The 21176-nt window shown below is 74.8% G+C and carries 10 protein-coding genes; 1 reads left to right on the top strand and 9 read right to left on the bottom strand.

All coding sequences use genetic code 11. From position 1 onward, the window contains the following. Positions 1 to 29: 29 nt before the first annotated feature. The 8 genes from ACFYNS_RS28750 to ACFYNS_RS28715 all read right to left on the bottom strand — a co-directional run bounded on the left by ACFYNS_RS28750 (position 30) and on the right by ACFYNS_RS28715 (position 17490). Entirely contained in the window at positions 30 to 476 is a 447-nt protein-coding gene (locus tag ACFYNS_RS28750; protein ID WP_360300966.1) for a roadblock/LC7 domain-containing protein, read from the bottom strand. Further along, the gene (locus ACFYNS_RS28745) at positions 473 to 3316 is read right to left on the bottom strand and encodes a nitrate- and nitrite sensing domain-containing protein (protein WP_360300968.1); all 2844 of its coding nucleotides are present in this window, start codon (positions 3314 to 3316) and stop codon (positions 473 to 475) included. Before ACFYNS_RS28745 ends, ACFYNS_RS28750 begins: the two co-directional genes overlap by 4 nt. 578 nt (positions 3317 to 3894) lie before the next feature. Further along, a complete protein-coding gene (locus tag ACFYNS_RS28740; RefSeq protein WP_388605711.1) occupies positions 3895 to 8859 on the bottom strand; it encodes a hypothetical protein in 4965 nt (1654 codons plus the stop codon). Between the two features lie 51 nt (positions 8860 to 8910). After that, the gene (locus tag ACFYNS_RS28735) at positions 8911 to 9792 is read right to left on the bottom strand and encodes a hypothetical protein (protein WP_360298359.1); all 882 of its coding nucleotides are present in this window, start codon (positions 9790 to 9792) and stop codon (positions 8911 to 8913) included. A 51-nt stretch (positions 9793 to 9843) separates the two neighbouring features. Further along, positions 9844 to 11382, bottom strand: a complete 1539-nt coding sequence (locus tag ACFYNS_RS28730; protein WP_360298356.1) for a hypothetical protein — start codon at positions 11380 to 11382, stop codon at positions 9844 to 9846. Between the two features lie 136 nt (positions 11383 to 11518). Further along, on the bottom strand, positions 11519 to 12217 hold the full coding sequence (locus tag ACFYNS_RS28725) for a GntR family transcriptional regulator (protein WP_360298353.1): 699 nt from the start codon (positions 12215 to 12217) through the stop codon (positions 11519 to 11521). A gap of 100 nt (positions 12218 to 12317) precedes the next feature. Continuing rightward, on the bottom strand, positions 12318 to 15911 hold the full coding sequence (locus ACFYNS_RS28720) for a hydantoinase B/oxoprolinase family protein (RefSeq protein ID WP_388605709.1): 3594 nt from the start codon (positions 15909 to 15911) through the stop codon (positions 12318 to 12320). A 100-nt stretch (positions 15912 to 16011) separates the two neighbouring features. Continuing rightward, positions 16012 to 17490, bottom strand: a complete 1479-nt coding sequence (locus ACFYNS_RS28715; protein WP_360298364.1) for a HEAT repeat domain-containing protein — start codon at positions 17488 to 17490, stop codon at positions 16012 to 16014. 324 nt (positions 17491 to 17814) lie between these two features. On the opposite strand from ACFYNS_RS28715, the gene ACFYNS_RS28710 reads away from it, so the two are divergent. Next, complete coding sequence (locus ACFYNS_RS28710) at positions 17815 to 19371, top strand: PP2C family protein-serine/threonine phosphatase (RefSeq protein WP_388605707.1); 1557 nt, start codon at positions 17815 to 17817, stop codon at positions 19369 to 19371. A gap of 159 nt (positions 19372 to 19530) precedes the next feature. Here the strand turns inward: ACFYNS_RS28710 and ACFYNS_RS28705 are convergent, their stop codons facing one another. Then, the gene (locus ACFYNS_RS28705) at positions 19531 to 21087 is read right to left on the bottom strand and encodes a hypothetical protein (protein ID WP_360298344.1); all 1557 of its coding nucleotides are present in this window, start codon (positions 21085 to 21087) and stop codon (positions 19531 to 19533) included. Between the last annotated feature and the right edge of the window lie 89 nt (positions 21088 to 21176).

Raw genomic sequence — 21176 nt, 5'->3', positions numbered from 1 at the left:
TCCCGTCGCCCGTCATCCTCGCCGCGCCGTCACCCGGCTCCGGGCGTGCCGCTGTCGCCCGGGGTGCTGCGCGGTGCGGTGCCCAGATGCGCCCCGACACGCTTGACCAGGAGCGTCATCTCGTAGGCGACCTGGCCCACGTCGGCGTCCTGGTCGGCCAGGACGGCGAGGCAGCTCCCGTCCCCGGCGGCAGTCACGAAGAGGAACGCTTCTTCCAGTTCGACCACGGTCTGCCGTACGCCGCCGACGCCGAAATGGTGGCCCACCCCCTTGGCGAGGCTGTGGAACCCGGAGGCGACAGCCGCCAGGTGTTCGCTGTCCTCGCGGGACAGGCCCTCCGAGGCGCCTCTGGCGAGGCCGTCCCCGGAGAGCACGAGCGCCTTGCGGATACTGGCGACGCGCTGGACCAGCTCGTCGAGGAGCCAGTTGAGTTCACCGCTTCCAGCCTGGTGCGATGCGGTGTCTGGTGCGGTCATCGACCGTCCCTTCCCGGTGTTGTTCCTGGTGCTGACTCCCCCGCCTCGTGCGGCGGTTCGCTCTCGCGTCTGCCGCGTTCCCAGCCGCGCTGGAGGGATGCCATCCTGCTGCGCACTTCGTCGGCGTCGCGGTCGGCGACCTCCGGCGCGCTGGATCCTGGAGAATCCGTCCGCGGCTGCGGCATACGGGTGTTGACCGTCGGCGCGTCCCCTTTGAGCTGCGGTGCGAGGCTGGCCTGCCGCACCCTGCGGGGCAGACCGCCGGGGCGTTCGGGCTCGGTGCCCGATTCCCCGGACGGCGTGCCTTCCGGACGGCTGCCTTCCTCGCGTCCGGACGCGCCGCCGGCGCCGGGGCCGGCGGTTCCCTCGGGACTGTGCGGCCCGGCGGCGGTGCCTCCGGGCCCGGAGGCGGCCTCGGACCCCTCCGCGGAGGACGTCTGCCCGGAGGACGCCCGGTCCTCCGCTCCCGTGCGCGGATGGGTACGGGGTTTCTTGCGGCGGGGCAGCGGTGCGGGCCCGCTGCCCGCGGGGCGCTCCGCCGGGGTCTGCCGGTCCGGGTCGACGGTGCGCCCGTTGTCGGACACCAGGACCGGGGCACCCGGCCGGCGCCGGGGCAGGGGCCTGCGGCCGCCCTCCGCGGATTCGCTCCCACCGGTGCCGGAGTCCTCGTCCCCGCCGGGGGCCGGGACGCTCTCGGAACCGCCTCGGGAGTCCGTGCGGGAGGCGGGGGCGGTCTCGTCCCGCGCCTGCTGGTGCTGCTCTCCCGCCGGGGCGACCGCGGGGGCCTCAGAGCCGCGGGGGAGCTTGCGGGGCCCGCTTTCCCGAGCGGACCGGCCCCCGTTCTCCAGCGGGGCCTCCAACTCGACGGGGCCGTCAAGCGGCCGGGCGGATCCCGCACCGGGCCCCGCAGCACCGCGGACACCGCGCGACTCGTCGTCGCGGCCGGGGGTCTCGGTGAGGACCGCGCCGGGGATGAGGACGACCGCGGTGGTCCCGCCGTAGGGCGAGGGCTGCAGCGAGACCCGGACGCCCTGGCGCTGGGCCAGCCGCGAGACCACGAACAGGCCCAGCCGGTCGGTGTCGGACAGCTCGAACTCGGGGGTCTCGGCGAGCCGCAGGTTGGCGTCCAGCATCGCTTCGGCCGTCATGCCCAGGCCGCGGTCGTGGATCTCCAGGGTGAAGCCGTTGGCGACGCGCTCCCCCAGCACCTGCACGGCGGTGTGCGGCGGGGAGAAGACCGTGGCGTTCTCCAGCAGTTCGGCGATCAGATGGGTCAGGTCGGCGACCGCGCTGCCGTCCACGGCGAGCCGGGGCAGCCTGCGCACCTCGATCCGCTCGTAGTCCTCGACCTCGGCGACGGCGGCCCGCACGACGTCCATCAGCTGGACGGGCTTGCGCCACTGCCGCGACGGCGTCGCACCGGAGAGGATGACCAGACCCTCGGCGTGCCGGCGCATCCGGGTGGTCATGTGGTCGAGCCTGAAGAGGTCGGCGAGTTCGTCCGCGTCCTCGGTACGGCGCTCCATGGCGTCGAGCAGGGTGAGCTGGCGGTGCAGCAGCACCTGGTTGCGGCGGGCGAGGTTGACGAAGACCTCGGAGACGCCGCGCCGCATGTCGGCCTGCTTGACGGCGGCTTCGACGGCGGCGCGCTGGAGGGTGTCGAGAGCCTGGCCCACCTGGCCGATCTCGTCCTGCGGGTACTCCAGGCGGGGCGACTCGCTCTCGACGTCCACGCGCTCGCCGGCGGCCAGCCGGCGCATCACGCTCGGCAGCCGCTCACCGGCGGCCTCGCCGGCCTCCCTGCGCAGCGTGTTCAGGTCGCGGACCAGGCCGCGGCCGACGCGGATGGAGATGACGAGGGAGGCGAGGACAGCGAGGAAGCCCAGCACACCGGCGGCCGCCGCCTGGACGAGCACCCGGGTGGCGACCGGGTCGACGCGCTCGTGGTAGCGCTGGTCGGTCTGCTTCGCCATCTTCCGGAGATCCTGCATGACGGTGTTCATGGCGAACCGCCAGCGCTCCTCGCTGACCGGCCCCTCGGTGGTGCGGGGTCCCGCGGCGATGACGGCGTCCTCGTAGCTGCGCAGGGTGCGGCCGTCGCTGCTGTTCCAGTAGTTCTCGAACAACTGCCGGTCCTCGGCGGGCAGAGTGGGGAGGTTGCTCTCGTAGGCGATGTTGCGCTCGGCCACCCGGTCCGAGAGGGCCCGCTGGTCGCCGCGGGTGAACTGCCCGGCCGCGTACGCGGCGGCCATCAGCGCGTCCTCCCGGGAGAGGTACTCCCGCGCACGGTTCACACCGACCAGTGCCCGACCCTGCTTCTCCAGGTCGATGTCGTCCACCGCGCTGAGCGAGTTGACCAGCGCGTAGGCGGGATCGATCAGTTCGTTGTACGCCTGGAAGGCACCGCCGCGGGTGATGGTGTCCTGCTCCACCCGCGTCCGCAGCGTCTCCAGCCCGTCCAGGGCCTCCAGGAAGTCGTCCAAGCGGGCCTCGGAGTCGGGGCCCAGCTCGGCGCGCAGACCGCTGTCGTCCGCGTTGCGGCGTACCGCGGCGACCTCACGGTCCGTGGTGCGCTGGAGGGCGTGCAGCTTCGACAGCCCCTTGTCGCCGCGGGGATCGGCGACATGGACCATGATCTGGCGGCGCTCCTGCTGGAGGGTGCGGACGGCGTCCTCGGACGGCTCGCCTATCTTGTGGGTCACCTCGTCGAGGCGCAGCAGGCTGTTCGCCTCGGTGGCGGTGATGTAGGTCGCGAAGCCCCAGATGGACAGCAGGGAGACCAGCGGCACCAGCAGCAGCACCACGATCTTCCGGCGGATGGACTTCCCGCGAAAGCGCATGGCCTCCCCTACGTCTTCCCCAGCGCACGGGGGTGTGAACCGACAGCAAACGGCTTGAGCTTACTACCGGGGCGCCGGCAACTCGTAGGCGTGCGGGAGCGTTCGACCAGGCAGTCCAGGGTGCCTCATCCTGAGTTGTCCGTCGATGCCCCTCCGGACGTTCGAAGTGTGTGGCACAGCCCACGTTTACGGAAGCATGGGAGGATCAGGGGGTAGTGAAGGGGGAGTGAAAGAGATGTATGCGAAGCCCCGCCTGCCGGACCCGGTACGGACGGCGGCGGTGCGAGCGGTGATCGTCGCGGCGCTGACACTGGTGCAGCTCATGGTCGCGTTCTTCTGCTCGCTGGCCGCCGTCTGGCTGGCGTTCCCGATGGTGCTGTCGACCATCGGCAGCACCATCGTGGCCACGTGGGCGGTCCTCGACGTGTGGATCACCCGGCAGGTGTGGGTGCAGCGGCACGGAGTGCTCTCCGAGCCCAGCAGCGCCGCCCGACGGCGGGCGCTGGCCGACCGCCACCGCACAGCGGGCACGGGGACGGAGCGGGGCGGCTCCGGGGCTCCGGGAGCCGCCCCCGGAGTCAGCCGTGCGGGGAGTGTGCCGCATCCGACGCGTCACCCGGCTGCTGAGGGGCGGGAACGTCCGGCCGGGCGTCCGGCTCCTGCGGCCGCGCGCGCGGCTCGTCCTGACCGCCGGACGGATCCTGGCCGGGCCGGCGGAACATCCGTGTCGCGGTGATCTCCCCGTGCACCGCGGCCTCGTCCTCCTCGGCCTCCGGCCGGGGCACCCCGGGGCGCATGTGCTCCTCCACGCTGATGTACTTCAGCCCGGCACGCAGGTCCGCGTCGTTGCGCAGTCGGATCACCAGCGGGAACTCCGCCAGTGCCGTCGTGTCGAACAGCCCGGTGGTGTACAGGAGCTGGACCCCCAGCGCGTCGGCGACCGCCCGCTGCAGCTCCAGCAGATAGGTGGCGTTGGCCCGCCCGATCGGGTTGTCCAGGAAGAGCGTGCCGGCGTGCCGGTGCTTGTCGTGCCCCCGGTCGTTGCTGCGCAGGGCCGCCATCGTGCAGTACAGGGCGATGGCGGCGGTCAGCAGCTGTCCGCCGGAGAAGACATCGCCCATCTGCCCGACCGGAACGCGCTCGGCCCGCAGCACGGCGTCCGGCTTCAGGATCTCCACCGCGACACCGCGCGGCTGGAGCGCCGCGTGCACCCCGCGCAGCAGCAGCGTCATGCCGTCCCGGCGCAGATCGGAGTTCTTGCGGACCGCCGCACGGGTGGCCTCGTCGATGACCTCGCCCAGCCGTTCGGTCAGGGTCGCCTGGTCGGGGTCGTCGAAGCGGATGCGCAGGAACTCCTGGCCGGACCACTCCCCCAGCCCCTCCGGCAGCCGGGAGAGCCGCTGCGCCGAGCGCAGCGTGGTCAGTGACGACTCGACCAGGCCGCGCAGCCGGTCCACGATGCTGTCGCGGTTGCGCTCCAACTGGGCAAGTTCGTCGGTGAGGACCCGCAGCCGGGGGGCGAACGCCGTCGCCCAGGCGGCCGCGTGGTCGGGCAGCGCGGAGGCCGGGAGTTCGCGCACCTGCTGCCGGGCCGGAGTGCGGACCTGCTCGTAGCGACTGGAGTTGGCGTGCCGCACCAGCATCTCGCAGGCCTCGCGCACGGACTGCTCGGCCGTGCCGAGGTCGGCGGCGCAGCCGCGCAGCGACCTTCTGGCCTCGGCTGCCGCCTGCCGGGCCTCGGTCGGACCGCCCGCGTACGGTTCGGGGGCCTCCTCACCGTCGCCGCCGGGGACGGGAGCGGCCGGATCGCGCAGCAGGTCGCGGAGGGCGGCCGCGGTCTCGTCGAAGCCGCCGGCGGCGTCCTCCGCCGCGGAATGGTCCCGCTGGAGCGCGGTGTGGGCGGCCCGGGCCGCTTCCAGTTCGTCGCCGCGGGCCGCGAGTTCGGCGTTGGCGGTCCGCAGCAGGGTCTGGGCCTGCGCGGCGTCGGCGGGCACCAGTTCGTCCGGCAATTCGGTGTGGCGCTCGCCTTCGCTGGGCGAGAGCCGCTCGGCCTCGCCGCGGAACCTGCCGAGCTGCTCGCTGATGTCGGAGCCGCGCGCCTCCAGCCGCTGGACGAGCGCTTCGGCCCGGGCCGCCGCGGCCTGCCGGGAGGGGCCGTCGGCGCCGTCCGGGCCTTCGAGCAGCTGGGCCGCGCGGGTGCGCACCTTGTTGCTGAGCCGGTCCAGGGCGGCCTTGGCCGCGGACTCGTCGCCCTCCGAGCGGGCCTGTTCGGCGCGCAGGTCGGCGCCGACGCCCACCTTCTCGTAGAGCTGGGAGGCGGAGCGGTAGGCGGCGCGCAGGTCCGGCAGGGACGCCGTGCCCTCGGCCGCCGGGGTGCCGCCGTCCGCATCCGCATCCTGCTGCGCGGGATCGTCGGGAACGCCGGCGATCTCGGCCCGTTCGGCGCGCAGGGTGCGCGCCGTCCGGCGCGCGTCGTCCGCGGCGCGCTGCGCCTCGCGGCGCTCCTCATCGGCCGCGCGTGCCCGCTCCAGGCACTGCTCGGCGCGTTCCCGCGCGGCGGCCACCTCATCCGACAGCTCGCGCAGCCGGGCCTGCCAGTCGGCGCGCTCCCGCAGCCGGAAGGCGAGCCCCGCGAGCGCGTCCGCGGCACGGCGCGCCCGCTGGGCCGCCTCCTGGCGCTCGTCGCGGACCCGCGCGGTCTCGGCGGCCTGTTCGTCGGCCCCCGCGCGGTCCTCGCGGACCTGGGCGAGGTGCTGCTGGGCGGCTTCGGCGGCCTCGCGGGCCCGGGCCGCGGCTTCGGCGAGCTCGGCGAGGCGGCCTTCGGGGCAGCTCCCGCGCCAGGAGGCGAGCCGGGCGGCGAGCGCCCGGTCGGCGGAGAGCCGCGCGGCGAGGCCGCGGATCTCCTCGTCCCGGGTGGCGGCGCGCTCCCGCAACCGGCCGCGCTCGCCGTCGGCCGCGTCCTCGTCGTGCATCGCCGGGTTGGGCGGAACGAGGAACACCTGTCCGGCGGCGGAACCCTCCCCGCCGCCGTCCGGCGCGGGCGCGGGGGCCAGCAGCGCGGCGGAGGTGCCGACGGCCACCGCGGAGCGGGGCAGCAGCACCGCGCCGGCCAGCACTTCGCGGGCGCGCGTGTGGCTCTCGGGGTCGGTGATGATGACACCGTCGACCAGTTCCGGCCGGGCCGCGAGCACCGCGGCGTGGTCGGCCGGGTCGACGGCCTGGGCGAGGTAGCGCCAGCCGGGCAGCGCGGGGACTCCGTGCTCGCCCAGGTACTCGACGGTGGCGGTCACATCGGGTCCGGGCGGCAGGAGTCCGCCGTCGCCGAGCGCCCCGAGCATCCTGGAGTCGTCCGCGGCCGCGGTCCGCAGCTCGAACAGCTGCCGCTCGGCCGCGGCCACGCCCTCGTCCAGCAGCTCCTGGAGCGTCTCGGCACTGCGGTCCAGCTCCTCCGCCGAGAGCGGCCCCTGGACGGCGGGGGTGCCGTGGTCGGGCACCGCGCGGGGAGCGGGCCGTGCGCCCCGTCCCGCTCCGTCCTCCGGGGCGCGGCCCTGGCCCGGTACCGCACCGGTGCTCCGGCCGGCCGCGGGTCCGGTGTGCGCAGCGGACGTCTGGGGGCCGGGGGCGCTGCCCGCGTCCCGCTGGCCCGGTACGGAGGGGCGGGAGGGCCCGGCGGCCCCCGCGCTCTCCGCTGCCGGGCGGTCGGGCAGTCCGAGGAGTTCGGCCAGGCGCTCCTCGGCGCCGAGGGTTTCGGCCGCGGCGCGCTCGGCGGTGTACGCCCCTTCGGCGGCCTCCGCGGCGTCCGCGGCGCGGGCGGCGGCGAGTTCGGCACTCGCGTGCCGGTCGGCCAGCTCCCGGGCGCGCTCGCCGCTGCGCACCGCCGCGTCCCGGGCCGAGTCGAAGGCGGCGACCGCGCTCTTCTCCGCGTCGCCGGCCGCCAGTGCGGCACGCGCCGGGTCGGACTCCGGGTCGCTGTCGTCGAGCCAGCCGGCGCGTACGGCCTGCTCCATCTCCGCTTCCACCTCGGCGCGGCGCTGGCGCAGGTGTTCGGCCTCGCTGCGGGCGCGTTCCCCCTCGGTGGCGGCCGCGGTGGCGTCCCGATGCGCGGCCTCGCCCTCGTGCTGCAGCACGGCGGAGCGCTCCTCCTGCTCACCGGCGATGCGCTCGCTGTCCCGGGCCGCGGCGTTGAGGGCGCCCACCAGCGCACCGGCGGCCCGGGCGCGGGCCTCCAGGGCGGGCGCTGCGTCGCGCTCGGCCTCCTGGATGGCTGCGGCCACCCGGGCCGAACGATCGGCGGCTGTCCGGTGCGCGAGCACGGTTTCGGCCGCCTGCCAGGCGGAGTGCAGGGTGCGGGCCTCGCTCAGTTCGCGCTTGTGCGCCGCCCCCGACTTCTCCGCGGCGGCCAGCGCCAGCGAGGCGTGCCGGTAGGCCAGTTCGGCGGCGGTGCGGGAGGCGCGGATGCGCGCGTCCTCGGCGCCGGTCACCGACTCCTGTGCCTGCTGGAGCTGCTCGGCCAGCTCGGCGGCGCGGCCCCGCTCCCGCGAGCCGCGCGCCGCGAGGCGGCGGGCCAGCTGCCGGGTGCGGCGCTCGGCCCCGGCGTGGATCTCCCGGGCCCTGGCCCGGGCCTCGGCGGCCTCGGTGATGCGGTGCAGATGCTCCAGGGAACCGGCGGTGAAGTCGCGCTCGGCCGTCAGCTCGGCGCGGCGGCCGAGCTTGTGCGCGAAGCCGTGCACGAGGTCGGCGAGTCCGTCGGTGTCGCGGGTGTCGGTGACGGCGCGCAGCAGCAGGTCGGAGAAGTCCGAGTCGTTCTTGACGGCGAACAGGCCCGCGGCCTCGCCCTCGTCGGCGTTCATCTCGCGCTGGTAGCGGAAGAGTTCGGGGTCGAGGCCGAGCGTGGTCAGGTGCTCGTTCCAGCGTTCGTGGATCTCCTCCCAGACCACGTCCAGGTTCGGGTACGCCTTGCCGGTCTCGGCCAGGACGTCGCGGAAGCCCTTCATGGTGCGCCGTCTGCCGCGTGCCGAGGACGCGCCCTCGGCACGCGGCCGCAGCGCCGCCGACTCGGCGACCGGGAGGGAGTCCAGGGACAGGCCGGGGCCCGGCCGGAAGGAGTACCACGCCTCGGCGAACTTGCGCGGGTCGCCGGAGACCTGGCGGCCGCGCCACTCGCTGACCTTGCCGACGACGATGGTCTCGCCGGTCCTGGTGTGCTGCCACTCCAGCGCGACGTGCCCGCAGTCGTCGGCGAGCAGGAACTTGCGCAGTACACCCGAGCTGGCGCCGCCCAGGGTGTTGCGGTGGCCGGGCAGCATGACCGAGAAGATCAGCTTGAGCAGGACGGACTTGCCGCCGCCGTTCTCCAGGAAGAGCACCCCGGCGGGGGCGGGGCGGCGCGGCGGGCCCTGCGGCTCCTCCTCGAAGAAGTCCGCCTGCGTCGGTGCGGGGCTGGGCACCGGCTCGCCCACCCCGCGCAGGTCCAGCACGGTGTCGGCGTAGCGCGCACCGGCGGGCCCGATCGAGTAGAGGCGGATCCGGGACAGCTCGTACATGGCGGCGGGGCTCTCGTTGGTGGGACGGGCGGTGCCCGAGGGGGCGGTCGGTCAGGAGTGGAAGGGCAGTCCGGCGTCCGGAACCAGTTCCGGATCGTCGTCCTGGGGCGGAAGCAGGCTGGCCGTGCCGTCCGAGACGGGTACGACGCCCAGTTCCAGCAATTCGGCCATGGCGGCGCTGCCCGCCATGTCGCGGACCTGCAACTGGTAGCGCGCGGTGGTGCGGTAGGTGCCGCCCGCGTCGTCCCCGGTGCGCTGGAGGAACCCGGAGTCGGCGAGGAAGGCGACGGCCTTGGCGATGATGCCGGTGGTGGAACCGGCGAGTCGCCGCGCGTCCTTGGTGGCGCCGGTCGCGCTGCGCCGGGCGTAGACGCGCCAGGCGGCCTCCAGCCCGGGCGCGTCGGTCGCCGGGTCCGTGTTCTCGCCCTCGGCCTCGGCGCGCTCCTCCAGTCTGCGGCACGCCTGCCGCACGAAGGAGTCCACGCCGTTGACGCTGATCCGGCCGATGTACCCGTCGTCGGCCAGGTCCTCCGGACGCGGGAAGGCCATCGCGGCGCAGGCCAGATGGGCGAGGCCGTGCAGGAAGCGGTCCGCCGAGTCGGCACCGGCCCGGCGCGCGTAGTCGCCCATGCGGACCGCGAAGACGGAGTCCTCGGCGGCGGCCAGCGCCATGCCGGCCCGGGGGGAGACCTCCAGCACGACCAGGCCCAGCCCGGTGGCGACGGCGTCGGCCAGCCGCGCGAAGGGCGGCTCGTCGCGGTAGCGGCGCAGGAGTTCGGTGTACTCGGCGTCCCGGGCGGGCACCAGCTTCGGCTGCAGGCCGAAGGAGACCAGGCGGGCCGCGTCGGCGGCGTCCGCGGGGGTCACCCGCGGCGTCGGCGCGGTGTCGGCGGGCCCCGCCTCGTACTCGGGCTCCGGCGCGGGGTCAGTCATGGTCGCTCCAGTTCACAGGGTTGCCGGGCCGGGCAGCGGCGGGCTGCGGGCTCATGCGGCCTCCGTCCGGTCCGCGGCCATGCCCGCCGCGTCCAGCAGGGCCGTGCCCACGATCAGGTCGGCTCCGCCGAACTCGGGATCGTCGAGCTGCTCTCCGTCGTCGACGGCGAACAGCAGCCGCTGTTCGCCCTGCCGGTAGGCCGTGCCCACCGGTGGGCTCGCGGCGTGGATGGCGAGGAGGGCGATCAGGTACGGCAGCTCCGGGTCGCGCCGACGGGCGTCGGCCAGCAGGCCGGACAGCCGCCGGGGCGCGTCCGGCGGCAGCTCCAGCAGCTCGGTGGCCGCCGCGAACTGCTCCTCGCTGAAACGGCTGTCGTCGGGGGTGGCGACCAGGTCGGGCTCGGGCATCGCGGCGCCGAGGTGCTCGCGCGGCGCCGGCGGGGTCAGCAGCAGGTCGGTGAGGTCGCCCAGCCGTACGGTGCCGGGCGTGCGCAGCCCGGCGCCGCGGGCGAAGAAGGCGTCGGTCACCCGGCACGCATCCGACAGCGCCAGCGGCAGCACGGGCGCCAGGAGCTGGCCGTGGAGGTCGAGTCCGGCGCGGGCCGCGGGCGGCGCGAAGGACTGCCGGTCCTGTTCGGCGCGGAAGAGCGGGCCGGCCTCCAGCAGCCGGGACTGCAGCTGGGTGTGGCGGCGGATGCAGTCCTTGACGATGTCGACCAGTTCGGCGGCGCGGCGCTTGTGGTCCGGTCCCCGTTCGGCGGCGGCCTCGTCGCGGGCCTTGCGGATGTTGGTGAGGATGGCGTTCTCGTGGCGGTAGCGGTCGGCGACGTGGTCGAGGGCTTCGTTGATCATGTCGGGGACGGCGCTCAGCCAGTCGACGGCCCGTACGTCGCGCCGGGTGGCCTCCAGGGTGCGGCGCAGCGTCTCCGCGTACTGGACCGTGCGGTATCGGGCCTGTTCCGCGGCGAGCTGGGCGTCGGCGAGGCGGCCGCGGCTGATGAGGACCTCCAGCTTGACCTCGGCGGCGATCTGGGCGCTGGTGACGTCCGTGTCCAGCGCGCCGACCAGGACGTTGACGGCCTCGTCGGTGGTGCGCAGATACACGCTGCCGCCGGGTCCCGGCACCTCTTCGACGAGCTTGAAGTCATAGTCCCGCCGCACGTAGCTGCCGTCCGGGCCGAACGTGCCGTAGACGGCGCGGAAGCCGCGGTCCACACTGCCGACGTTGATCATGTTCTCCAGCACCCAGCGGGCCACGCGTTCGTGCTCGGCGGTGGCGCGCTCGGGCGCCTGCGCCGCGACCCGCGGCAGCAGCTTGGCGACGACCTGATCGTGGTCGGCGCCGGTGTCGAAGTCCATCTGGAGCGTGACCAGGTCGATGGCGGCCAGCGCCAGCTCGGCCATCTCGTAGGCGCGGTACTCGCCCGCGAGATTGGCCTTGCGGGTGTCGAGGTCGTGCAGCGGCGCAGTGCAGGCGAGCGCGCGCAGGCGGCGGGCCAGGCCCTCGTCGGCCGCGGGGCCCGGAGCCGGGGAGGGTGCGGCCGCACCGGTCCGTACCGGGGTGCTCGTCGTGGTGGCGCTCTCAGTCACGACGCACACATTATGCGGTCCCCCTGACAGGATCCGAAACGGCACGGTTGTCACGGTCCGGGCGGTTGCCGCATGGCGCGCGGCAGCCCGGCCCGGACGTCCGCTCCGGTGCAGTGCGGCGGCACCGGGCACCGGGTCAGCCCAGCCGGCGGGCGTACGCCTCCGCCAGCTGCCGGCGGGAGTCGTCGAGGTAGTCGGCGAGCAGTCGCTCGGCGCCCGGCCCGTCGCCGTCCCGAAGGGTACGCAGGATCTGCTCGTTGCGCGGCAGGTAGGGCTCGTGGAAGCGGCGGGGATCGTCCATCACCTGGAAGACCAGCCGCAGTTCGGCCAGCACCCCGCGCATCATCTCATCGGTCCGCGGACTGCCGGCGAGCTGCACGAGGCCCTGGTGGAAGCGCATGTTGGCGGTCCCCAGGTCGCGCCACCGGTGCGCGGCCGCCGCGTCCCGCCCGGCTGCGACCGCCGCCGCCATCGCCGCCGCGGCCTCCTGCGGGCAGGGCGGCCCGGCCGGTTCGCGCAGCGCGGCGCACTCCAGGAGGCGGCGCACGCGGTACAGGTCCTCCAAGTCCTCGACGGTGAGCTTGCGCACGAACATGCCCTTGTTGAGCTCGTGCACCAGCAACCGCTCGTGGGTGAGCAGCCGGAACGCCTCGCGCAGGGTGTTGCGCGAGACCCCGAGCGCGCCGCCGATGTCCTCCTCCGCGAGCCGCATGCCCGGCAGGAAGCCGCCCTCGATGATCCGGGCGCGCAGGATGCCCGCGACTCTCTCCGCCGTGCTGGTGCGCTCCAACAGCTCTCGTTCGCTGCGGAGTTGGTCCAGCGCGTGCTCGCTCATGGGGGAAGTGAACCGCACCGGCCGAAAGGGGACAACACGGGGGCCGCGGACCGGTCCTCGGATGCCCGCCGGCCGTCCGCCGGTCGGCGGGCGCTGCGGGTCAGCCCGGCGGGGTGCCGTAGCCGCCGCCACCGGGCGTGCGCAGCACCAGCACGTCCCCCGCCCCGAGTTCCGCCACATCGCGCCCGGCCAGCGGGGTGCGGGTGCCGTCGGCGCGCTCCACCGCGTCGTCCCCGAGCGCGCCCGGGGAGCCGCCCGCCATCCCGTAGGGCGGCACCCGCCGGTGGCTCGTCAGCAGTGCGACGGTGACCGGTTCCAGGAAGCGCAGCCGCCGCACCACGCCGTCGCCGCCGTGCCGGCGCCCGGCGCCTCCGCTGCCGCGGCGGATACGGAAGTCCTCCACCCGCACCGGGTAGCCGGACTCCAGCACCTCGGGATCGGTCAGCCGCGAGTTGGTCATGTGCGTCTGGACCGCGTCGGCGCCGTCGAACCCGTCCCCCGCGCCCGCGCCGCTGGCGACGGTCTCGTAGTACTGGACGCGCGCGTTCCCGAAGGTGAGGTTGTTCATCGTCCCCGAGCCCTCGGCCTGCACACCCAGCGCCGCGTAGAGCGCGCCGGTGACGGCCTGCGACGTCTCCACATTGCCCGCGACGGTGGCGGCGGGACGGACGGGGGCGAGCATCGAGCCCGCCGGGATGCGCACCTCCAGCGGGGCCAGGCAGCCGCTGTTGAGCGGGATGTCCTCGGCCAGCAGCGTCCGCAGGACATAGAGCACAGCGGCCCGCACCACGGAGCTGGGCGCGTTGAGATTGTCCTCGCGCTGCGCCGAGGTGCCGGTGAAGTCGAGCAGTGCGGTGCGGCCGGCCCGGTCCACGGTGACGGCCAGCCGGATCACGGCACCGCTGTCGGTCTCGTACGCGCACGCGCCGTCGGGCAGTCCGGTGACGAGCCGGCGCACGGATTCCTCCGCGTTGTCGCGCACATGCCGCATGTACGCCTGCACCACGTCGAGGCCGTACTGTTCGATCGTCGCGCGCAGCTCCGCGATGCCCTTCTCGTTCGCCGCGATCTGGGCGCGCAGGTCGGCGAGGTTGGCGTCCGGGTCCCGGGAGGGGTGGCGGGCGCCGGTGAGCAGCGCACGGGTCTCCTCCGTGCGCAGCCGCCCGTCCCGCACCAGCAGCCAGGTGTCGAACAGCACGCCCTCCTCCTCGACGGTGCGGCTGAAGGCGGGCATCGAGCCGGGCGTCAGGCCGCCGATCTCGGCGTGATGGCCCCGCGAGGCGACCAGGAAGAGCAGCCGGTCGCCCTCCTGCTCGAAGACGGGGGTCACCACCGTGATGTCCGGCAGATGGGTGCCCCCGTGGTACGGGTCGTTGACGGCGTAGACGTCCCCCGGGCGCATCTCGCCGGCCGTGCGCCGCAGCACCTCCTTGACGGTGTCGCCCATGGAGCCCAGGTGCACCGGAATGTGCGGCGCGTTGGCGACTAGGTCGCCCCCCGGGCCGAAGAGCGCGCACGAGAAGTCGAGCCGCTCCTTGATGTTGACGGAGTGCGCCGTCTTCTCCAGGCGGGCCCCCATCTGTTCGGCGATCGCCATGAAGAGGTTGTTGAAGACCTCGAGCCGCACCGGGTCGACCCCGGTGCCCACCGCCGGCCCCGCCGCCCTGGCCCGGACCCGGGTCAGCACGAGATGCCCGCGCGGATCGGCCGCGGCCGCCCAGCCCGGTTCCACCACGGTGGTGGCGTCGGTCTCCACCACGACGGCCGGTCCGGCCACCCGCTGCCCGGGACGCAATTCCTCGCGCCGGTGGAGCGGGATGTCCTGCCACCGCCCGCCTGTGAACATCCGCACCGCGTCGTGCGGCTGCGCGGCACCCCCGGCGGATCCGGACGCGGGCGCCTGCACGGCGACCCGCCCGGCCCTGCCGGTCGCCTCCGCCACCGCGGTCGCGACCACCAGCGGCTTGTCCATGGTGAATCCGTAGCGCGACCGGTGCTCGGCCGCGAAGTCGCGGGCCATCCGCTCCGCGCCGCCCAGTGGGACGGTCAGCGCGGCGTCCGTTCCGGCGTACCGCAACTGCAGCCGCGCGGTGGTGCTGATGGCCTCGTCGGGGACGCCGTCGGCGCGCAACTCCTCCCGCGTCTGCCGCTCCAGGCGAGCGCACAGGTCGCGCACCCCGGCGAGCCGCTCCGCGCCGAGTTCCTCCTCGACGGACTGCTCCCGCAGCACGGTGGCGTCCGCCACGCCGATCCCATACGCGGACAGCACTCCGGCCATCGGGGGCACCACCACCGTCCCGATGCCCAGTTCGTCGGCGACCGCGCAGGCGTGCTGCCCGCCCGCACCGCCGAAGCTGGCCAGCGCGTAGCGGGTGACGTCGTGGCCGCGCTGCACGGAGATCTTCTTGACCGCGTTGGCCATGTTCAGGACGGCGATCTCCAGGAACCCGGCCGCGACCTGCTCGGGGGTGCGGTCGTCGCCGGTCTGCTCGGCGAGCCGTCCGAAGCCTGCGCGGACCTCCGCCACGTCCGGCGGAAGGTCACCGTCGGGGCCGAGGACGGCGGGGAAGTACGCGGGCTGGATGCGGCCCAGCATCACCTGTGCGTCGGTGACGGTCAGCGGGCCGCCGCGGCGGTAGCAGGCGGGGCCGGGGACCGCGCCCGCCGAATCGGGTCCGACGCGGTAGCGGGCGCCGTCGAAGTGCAGCACCGAGCCGCCGCCGGCCGCCACCGTGTGGATGTCCATCATGGGCGCCCGCATCCGCACTCCGGCGACCTGCGTACCGAACACCCGCTCCAGCGCGCCCGCGTAGTGCGACACGTCGGTGGAGGTGCCGCCCATGTCGAAGCCGATGACCCGCCCCTGCCCGATCTCCGCGCAACTGCGTGCCATGCCCACGACACCACCGGCCGGGCCGGAGAGCACGGCGTCCTTGCCCCGGAAGTGCCGCGCCTCCCGCAGTCCGCCGTTCGACTGCATGAACATCAGCCGCACACCCTGCAGCTCGTCCGCCACGTCCGCCACGTAACGGCTCAGCACGGGCGAGAGGTAGGCGTCGGCGACGGTCGTGTCGCCGCGCGGCACCAGTTTGATCAGCGGGCTGACCTCGTGCGAACAGCTCACCTGGGAGAAGCCCGCCGCCCGGGCGAGACGCGCGACCTCGCGCTCGTGCGCGGGGTACCGGTAGGCGTGCAGCAGGACGACGGCTGCGCTGCGGAAACCCGCCTCGCGGGCCTCCCGGAGGGCGCGGGCCGCCGCGTCGCGGTCCAGCGGCAGCACCACGGTGCCGTCCGCACCCAGCCGCTCCGGGATCTCCACGACCCGGTCGTGCAGCACCTCGGGCAGCACGATGCGGCGGTCGAAGAGGCGGGGCCGGTTCTGGTAGGCGATGGTGAGGGCGTCCCGGAAGCCCCGGGTCGTGACCAGGACCGTGGGCTCGCCCGTGCGTTCCAGCAGCGCGTTGGTGGCGACCGTGGTGCCCATCTTGACGACCTCGATCCGGTCCGCCGGGACCGGGTCGTGCGGCGGCACCTCCAGCAGCGCGCGGATCCCGGCCACCGCGGCGTCCCGGCCGGGCCGGGACGGGTCGTGGGACAGCACCTTGCGGCTCACGAGCGTGCCGTCGGGCCGTCGGCCGATCACGTCCGTGAACGTTCCGCCCCTGTCCACCCAGAACTCCCAGCGGCCACCCACCTCATCCATGGTGCCCGTGGCGCGCCCCGCCGCAAGGCGGAGAGGCCCGGCTGCACCCGCCCCGCCGGGCGGCGCCGAAGGGGCCGGGCGGTCGCAGGGGTCAGGCGGGCGGGGTGAGGCGGCCGCGCACGGCGGTCTGGACTCCCGCCTCCTCGGCCGGATCGGCGGCCAGCCTGCGCAGCCGCTCCACGACGCGCGCGTCTCCGGTTGCGGCGTGCTCGGCGGCGACCTGCCGGGTGGACTCCTCGCAGTCCCACAGGCACTCGATGGCGAACCCGGCAGGGAAGGAGGGGTCGGTGGCGGCCAACGAGCGGGCGGTGCGCCCGCGCAGCTGGGAGGAGGCGGTCTCCCGGTAGATGTGCCGCAGCACCGGCGCCGCGCAGCCGATGGACAGCCGCCCGGCGCCGTCCACCAGCGGCCACAGTGCCGGGCTGTCGGGCCCTTCCAGGCGGATGGTGCGGCGCAGCGCCGCGAGGACGGCCGCGGCGTCCTGCTCACCGCCCCGGCAGGCCAGCATCTCGGCGGCGGCGGTGGCGAGTCCGGGCGGCAGGGCGCCCTCGGGTGCGGCCGCCCACCGGCGGGCGCGCTCCAGCGCGGCCAGCGACCGCATACGGGCGAAGGCGCAGGTGGCAGCGTCGGCGACGGTCTCGGCCGGGTCGGCGGCGGCCTCCTCGACGAGGTCGAGGACGTCGGAGTCGTTGCGGTCGGCCAGGTGCCGCAGTGCGGCGGCCCGCGCGGCCTCGTGGGGTCCGCGCGCCGCGGCCAGCAGCAGCGGGCGGTCCTCGGGCCCGGCGACGGCGGACAGGCAGCGGGCGGCGGGGGCCTCGCGGTGCTGGCGGGGGTGCTGGTCGTGGCCGTCCTGCGCCCAGTCGAGGATCTCCCGCACACTCCAGCCGGGTCGCGGTCCTGGGCTGCGGAGCTGGCGCTGCCAGCGGTCGAAGGAGCGGCACTCCCGGGCCCGGCGCAGCCGCTCGGCCTGCTCGGGATGCGCCGGGTCCTCCGACCACAGCCGCCACGGACGGGGCTCGAAGGCGTCGCGCGCGGCTTCGGCGAGCTCGGCGTCGCCCTCCGGGGTGCGGGGGAAGCGGGCCAGCACGGCAGGGCCCAGAGGACGCAGTCCGGCGTCGGTGTCGCGGACGGCGAGCTCGTCCAGCGCCCATTGCCAGTTGGTACCGGTGGTGGCATAGCGGCGCAGCAGCCGCAGGGGGGCGTTGTCCTGGCGGCTCCCGCCCCGGGCCGCCGCGTAGGAGGCGAGGTGGCCGAGGACGGAGAGGGCGAGCCCGGTGCGGCTCTCGGCCTCTTCGGGGGTGCACAGCAGGTCAGCGGGGTCGAAGAGGTGCGCGGCGATGTCGTCGAGCCCGGCTTCCAGCTCGCTGTGCAGACGGGCGTAGTACAGGGAGCGGTGCTCGACCTGCCAGTCCCGCCTGGGGTCGTGCAGCACACAGTGCCGTAGCGCGCCGAGCGCCTCGGCGCGCGGCGCGGCGAGCGCGTGCAGCGTTCCGTCGCCGCGGCCCCTCTGCAGGAGGCCGAGCAGCGTACCGCTGGGCGCTATGTCTGAATCGACGGAATCGACGAACATAAGAGTCAGCATCCGGTGCGGGGTATTCGACTGGCAACGGGATTTCCGTTGCCGGGCATTCTTGCCGGTGACCGCGGTTCTACTCCTGGGTTTCACCTTTCGGAGCGAGGACACCCGGTCGGCAGCCGGAGCTTACCCGGAGTGACGCATTCCGCCGAGCCCGGCCGCCCGCGGCACCCGGACCGGATCTCCCGACCGGGCCCCGGGCGGCCTACCGGGACATATGACGGCAGCACCACCGCATCGAGTGTGGCCGAATCCCTTACGGGGAGTCGCGGGCTGTGTCACAGTCGTAATCGACTCTCCCCCGTATCGGAGTTCTCCATGGCCTCCTACCTCCATGCGGACCGCTCGGCACCGCAGCCCCCGGATCGCGGCACGCTGGACGCTCTGATCACCCAGGCGCGCACCCTGCGGGGGCGCCTCGACGCCGTGCGCCGGGGCGCGGACGCGGACGCGGAGGCGGAGCCGGACCCGGGGGTCGCCGAAGCGGACCCGCGCACGCGGTGGCGGCGCGCGCTGTGCGAGCTGGCCGTGCACCAGCTCGACGACCTGGGCAGCCAGCTCGACCAGTTACGGGAGGGCATGCCCCCCGAGACGCCCCGGGCGTGGCCGTCCGCCGACCAGCCGCCCGGGGAGGCCGCGGCGGACACGCCGGGCGCCGCCTACTCCGCGGCCCGGCCCTCCGAGGAGCCCGCGCCCTCCCGGAGCGACCGGGTGGGCAGCGCCGAGTGGAACCTGCTGACCGACGAGGTGTCCTGGTCACCCGAGCTGTACGGGATCTTCGGCAGGACCGAGCGGGACGGCCCGCTCTCACTGGACGAACTGCCTTCCTGGGTGGTCCCCGAGGACCAGCCCGCGCTCGCCACCGCGTTCACCGACTGCCTGGTGGACGGCCGGGCCATCGACCAGGAGTTCCGGCTGGTACGGCCGGACGGCTCCGTGGGCACCGTCCACCTGGTCGGCGAACCGGTGCTCGACGGCGACGGGAGCACCGCCTCCATGTGGGCGGTGGTGCGGGACGTCAGCGCGCTGCGCCGCAGCGAGCACGCGGTGCGCCAGACCCGGGACTCGCTCCAGCGCGAGCGGCACCTCGCGCGGACCGAGCACAGGCTGGCCGTCGAACTCCAGGAGGCCGTGCTGCCGCCCTGGCGGGGCTCGCTGCGCTTCCCGCAGGGCGACGAACGGACCACCGGCGCGCTCGATCTGGCGGCGCACTACCTGCCCTCCGCGTCCAGCTCGCTGATCGGCGGCGACTGGTACGACGCGATGGAACTTCCCGGCGGTGCGACGCTGCTGACGGCGGGCGACCTGACGGGGCACGGTGTCACCGCGACCTCGGGCATGGCCATGCTGCTGGGTGCCGTACGCGGAATGGCGCTGGCCGGTGTCGGGCCGGGGGCGCTGATGGGGCATCTGAACCAACTCCTGGACTCGACCGCCCAGCCGTCCCTGGGCAGCGCCCTGTGCTGCCGGTACGAGCCGCGCGCCCGCGCCCTCACCTGGGCGCAGGCCGGCCACCCGGCGCCGCTGCTCTTCCGGGGCGGGGTGGGCGGCGTGCTGCCGCGCCCGGAGGGCGTGCTGCTGGGCGTCACCTCGGGTGCCGCCTATGGGCAGCGCACCGTGGAACTGCAGCCTGGCGATCTGCTGGTGCTGCACACCGACGGGCTGGCACCCGACGACGCGCTCCGGCCCTCCGGCCCCGGCTCCGGGCCCCGGTCGACGGCTCTGCACGCGGGCAGCGCCCGCCTCCTGGCCCTCGCCGACCGGTTCACCGCGGCCGACTCCGCACAGGAGTGCGTCCGGGCCGTCGCCGAGGCGTTCGCCGACCGGGAGCGCGAGGACGACGCGTGCGTGCTCGTGGTCCGTGTGACGTCCTGAGGGGCGGCGCCCTCAGAAGCGGCGCCGGGGGGCGGCCCCGCTTCGCTCCGGACCGGCCCCGGTGGGCCCGGCGCCCCTCGGTCGGCGCCCGCGGGGTTCCGGTGGTCCGGGCCGGTGCCCGCCCCGGGCTGCCGCACGGCCCCGGCCCGGTCCTCCGTCTCACACCGTCTCGGCCCCCTTCGCTCCGCGTACTCTGCGGATGTCGCCGGGGGCCCGCCGCAACTCCCCCGCGTCCTTGAGGCTCCTGCCGGTCCGTGACGGCTTCGGCGCCCGGGGAAGCGCCTCCTCGATCTCCGCGCGCAGGTCGTCGACCTTGCCGTGACCGGCGTACTGCCCGGTGAGCCGGTACATCTCGCGCAACCGGTCCCAGGTGCGGTGCGAGGAGTTCTCGCTGATGGACAGCAGGGCGAGGCGGGCGTAGCGGTCCGCCTGCTCCGGATCGTCGGAGATGAAGCACGCCGAGGCCACCGAGAGGTAGTCGAAGATCTGGGAGCGCCGACGCCCCTCCTCGCGGAGCACCAGTGCCCGCTTGGCGTGCTGTTCGGCGGTCCTGGCGGCGGCGGGTTCGTGATCGGCGAGGGTGCGGAAGGCCAGCGCCTCCATGCCGTACAGATCCGCCTCGTCGAACATCTGCATCCAGCCGGGCGGTGCGATGTCGCCCCGGTCCGAGGCGAACAGCTCCTCGGCCTGGCCCAGGGTGCGCCGCATCTCCTGCCCCCGGCCCATGGACGCCTGCGCCCACGCCTCGATCGTGCGGAACATGGCGCGGGTGCGGGGCAGGGCCTCGTCGCCGGAGCCGGACCGGGCCAGCTTGACCAGGTCGAGCGCGTCGTCCGGACGGCCCAGGTGCACCATCTGGCGGGCGGCGCGGGAGAGCGCTTCTCCGGCCCGCGGCCGGTCACCGCCCTCCCGCGCCGCGTGCGCGGCGATGACGAAGTACTTCTGGGCCGTGGGCTCCAGGCCGACGTCGTGGGACATCCAGCCGGCGAGCACCGCGAGGTTGGCGGCGACGCCCCACAGCCGCTGCTGCAGCTGCTGCGGGTGGTGGTAGGAGAGCATCCCGCCCACCTCGTTGAGCTGGCCCACCACGGCCTTGCGCTGGAGGCCACCGCCGCGTTCGGCGTCCCAGGCGCGGAAGACCTCCACGGAGTGTTCCAGCGCCTCGACCTCCTGCCGCCCGACCGGAGCGGCCTCGTAGCGGTCGTGGGCCGAGTGGCCGGCGGGGACCGCGTGGACCGCCCCTCCGGTGCCCTGTGCGCGGGACGTCACCGGGTCGCTGCCGAGCCAGTTGTGCATGGCACTGCTGAGTGCCGATCCTGCGGCGAGCGCGGCGCCCGCGCCCACCATGCCGCGTCGGTTGAGCATGAGGTCCATTCCCGTGAATTCGGTGAGGACCGCGGCGACCTGGCCGGACGGCAAAGGCAGCCCGTCGACGGGCTCCGCCTGAGCTGTCTGCCCCGGCCCGGTGAACCCGAGGTCCTCGATGGTCACGACACGGCCGAGACGCTCGGTGAACAGGGACGCCAGCACCTTGGGCACCGGATCACGCGGAGTCTCCCCGGTGTCGATCCAGCGCCGCACCCGGGAGGTGTCCGTCGCCAACTGCGCGTACCCCATCGCTGCCGCCTGCCGGTTGACCAGCCGGGCGAGTTCGCCCTTCGACCATCCGGCGAGCGCGAAGAGGTCCGCGAGGCGCGCGTTGGGTCCCTTTGTCACGTCAAGCCCCCAGGTTCTCGGCTGAGTTGACAGTAGCTCCCGTACGCACGGGTAGGCCGGGCCCGAGAACATTCGCCAGGGTTCGCCAG

This window comes from Streptomyces sp. NPDC006925 (assembly GCF_042869575.1).
In the GTDB taxonomy this organism is placed as follows: Bacteria; Actinomycetota; Actinomycetes; order Streptomycetales; family Streptomycetaceae; genus Streptomyces.
The sequence above is the reverse complement of the archived record's forward strand: the minus strand, read 5'-3'. Positions and strand labels throughout refer to the sequence as shown.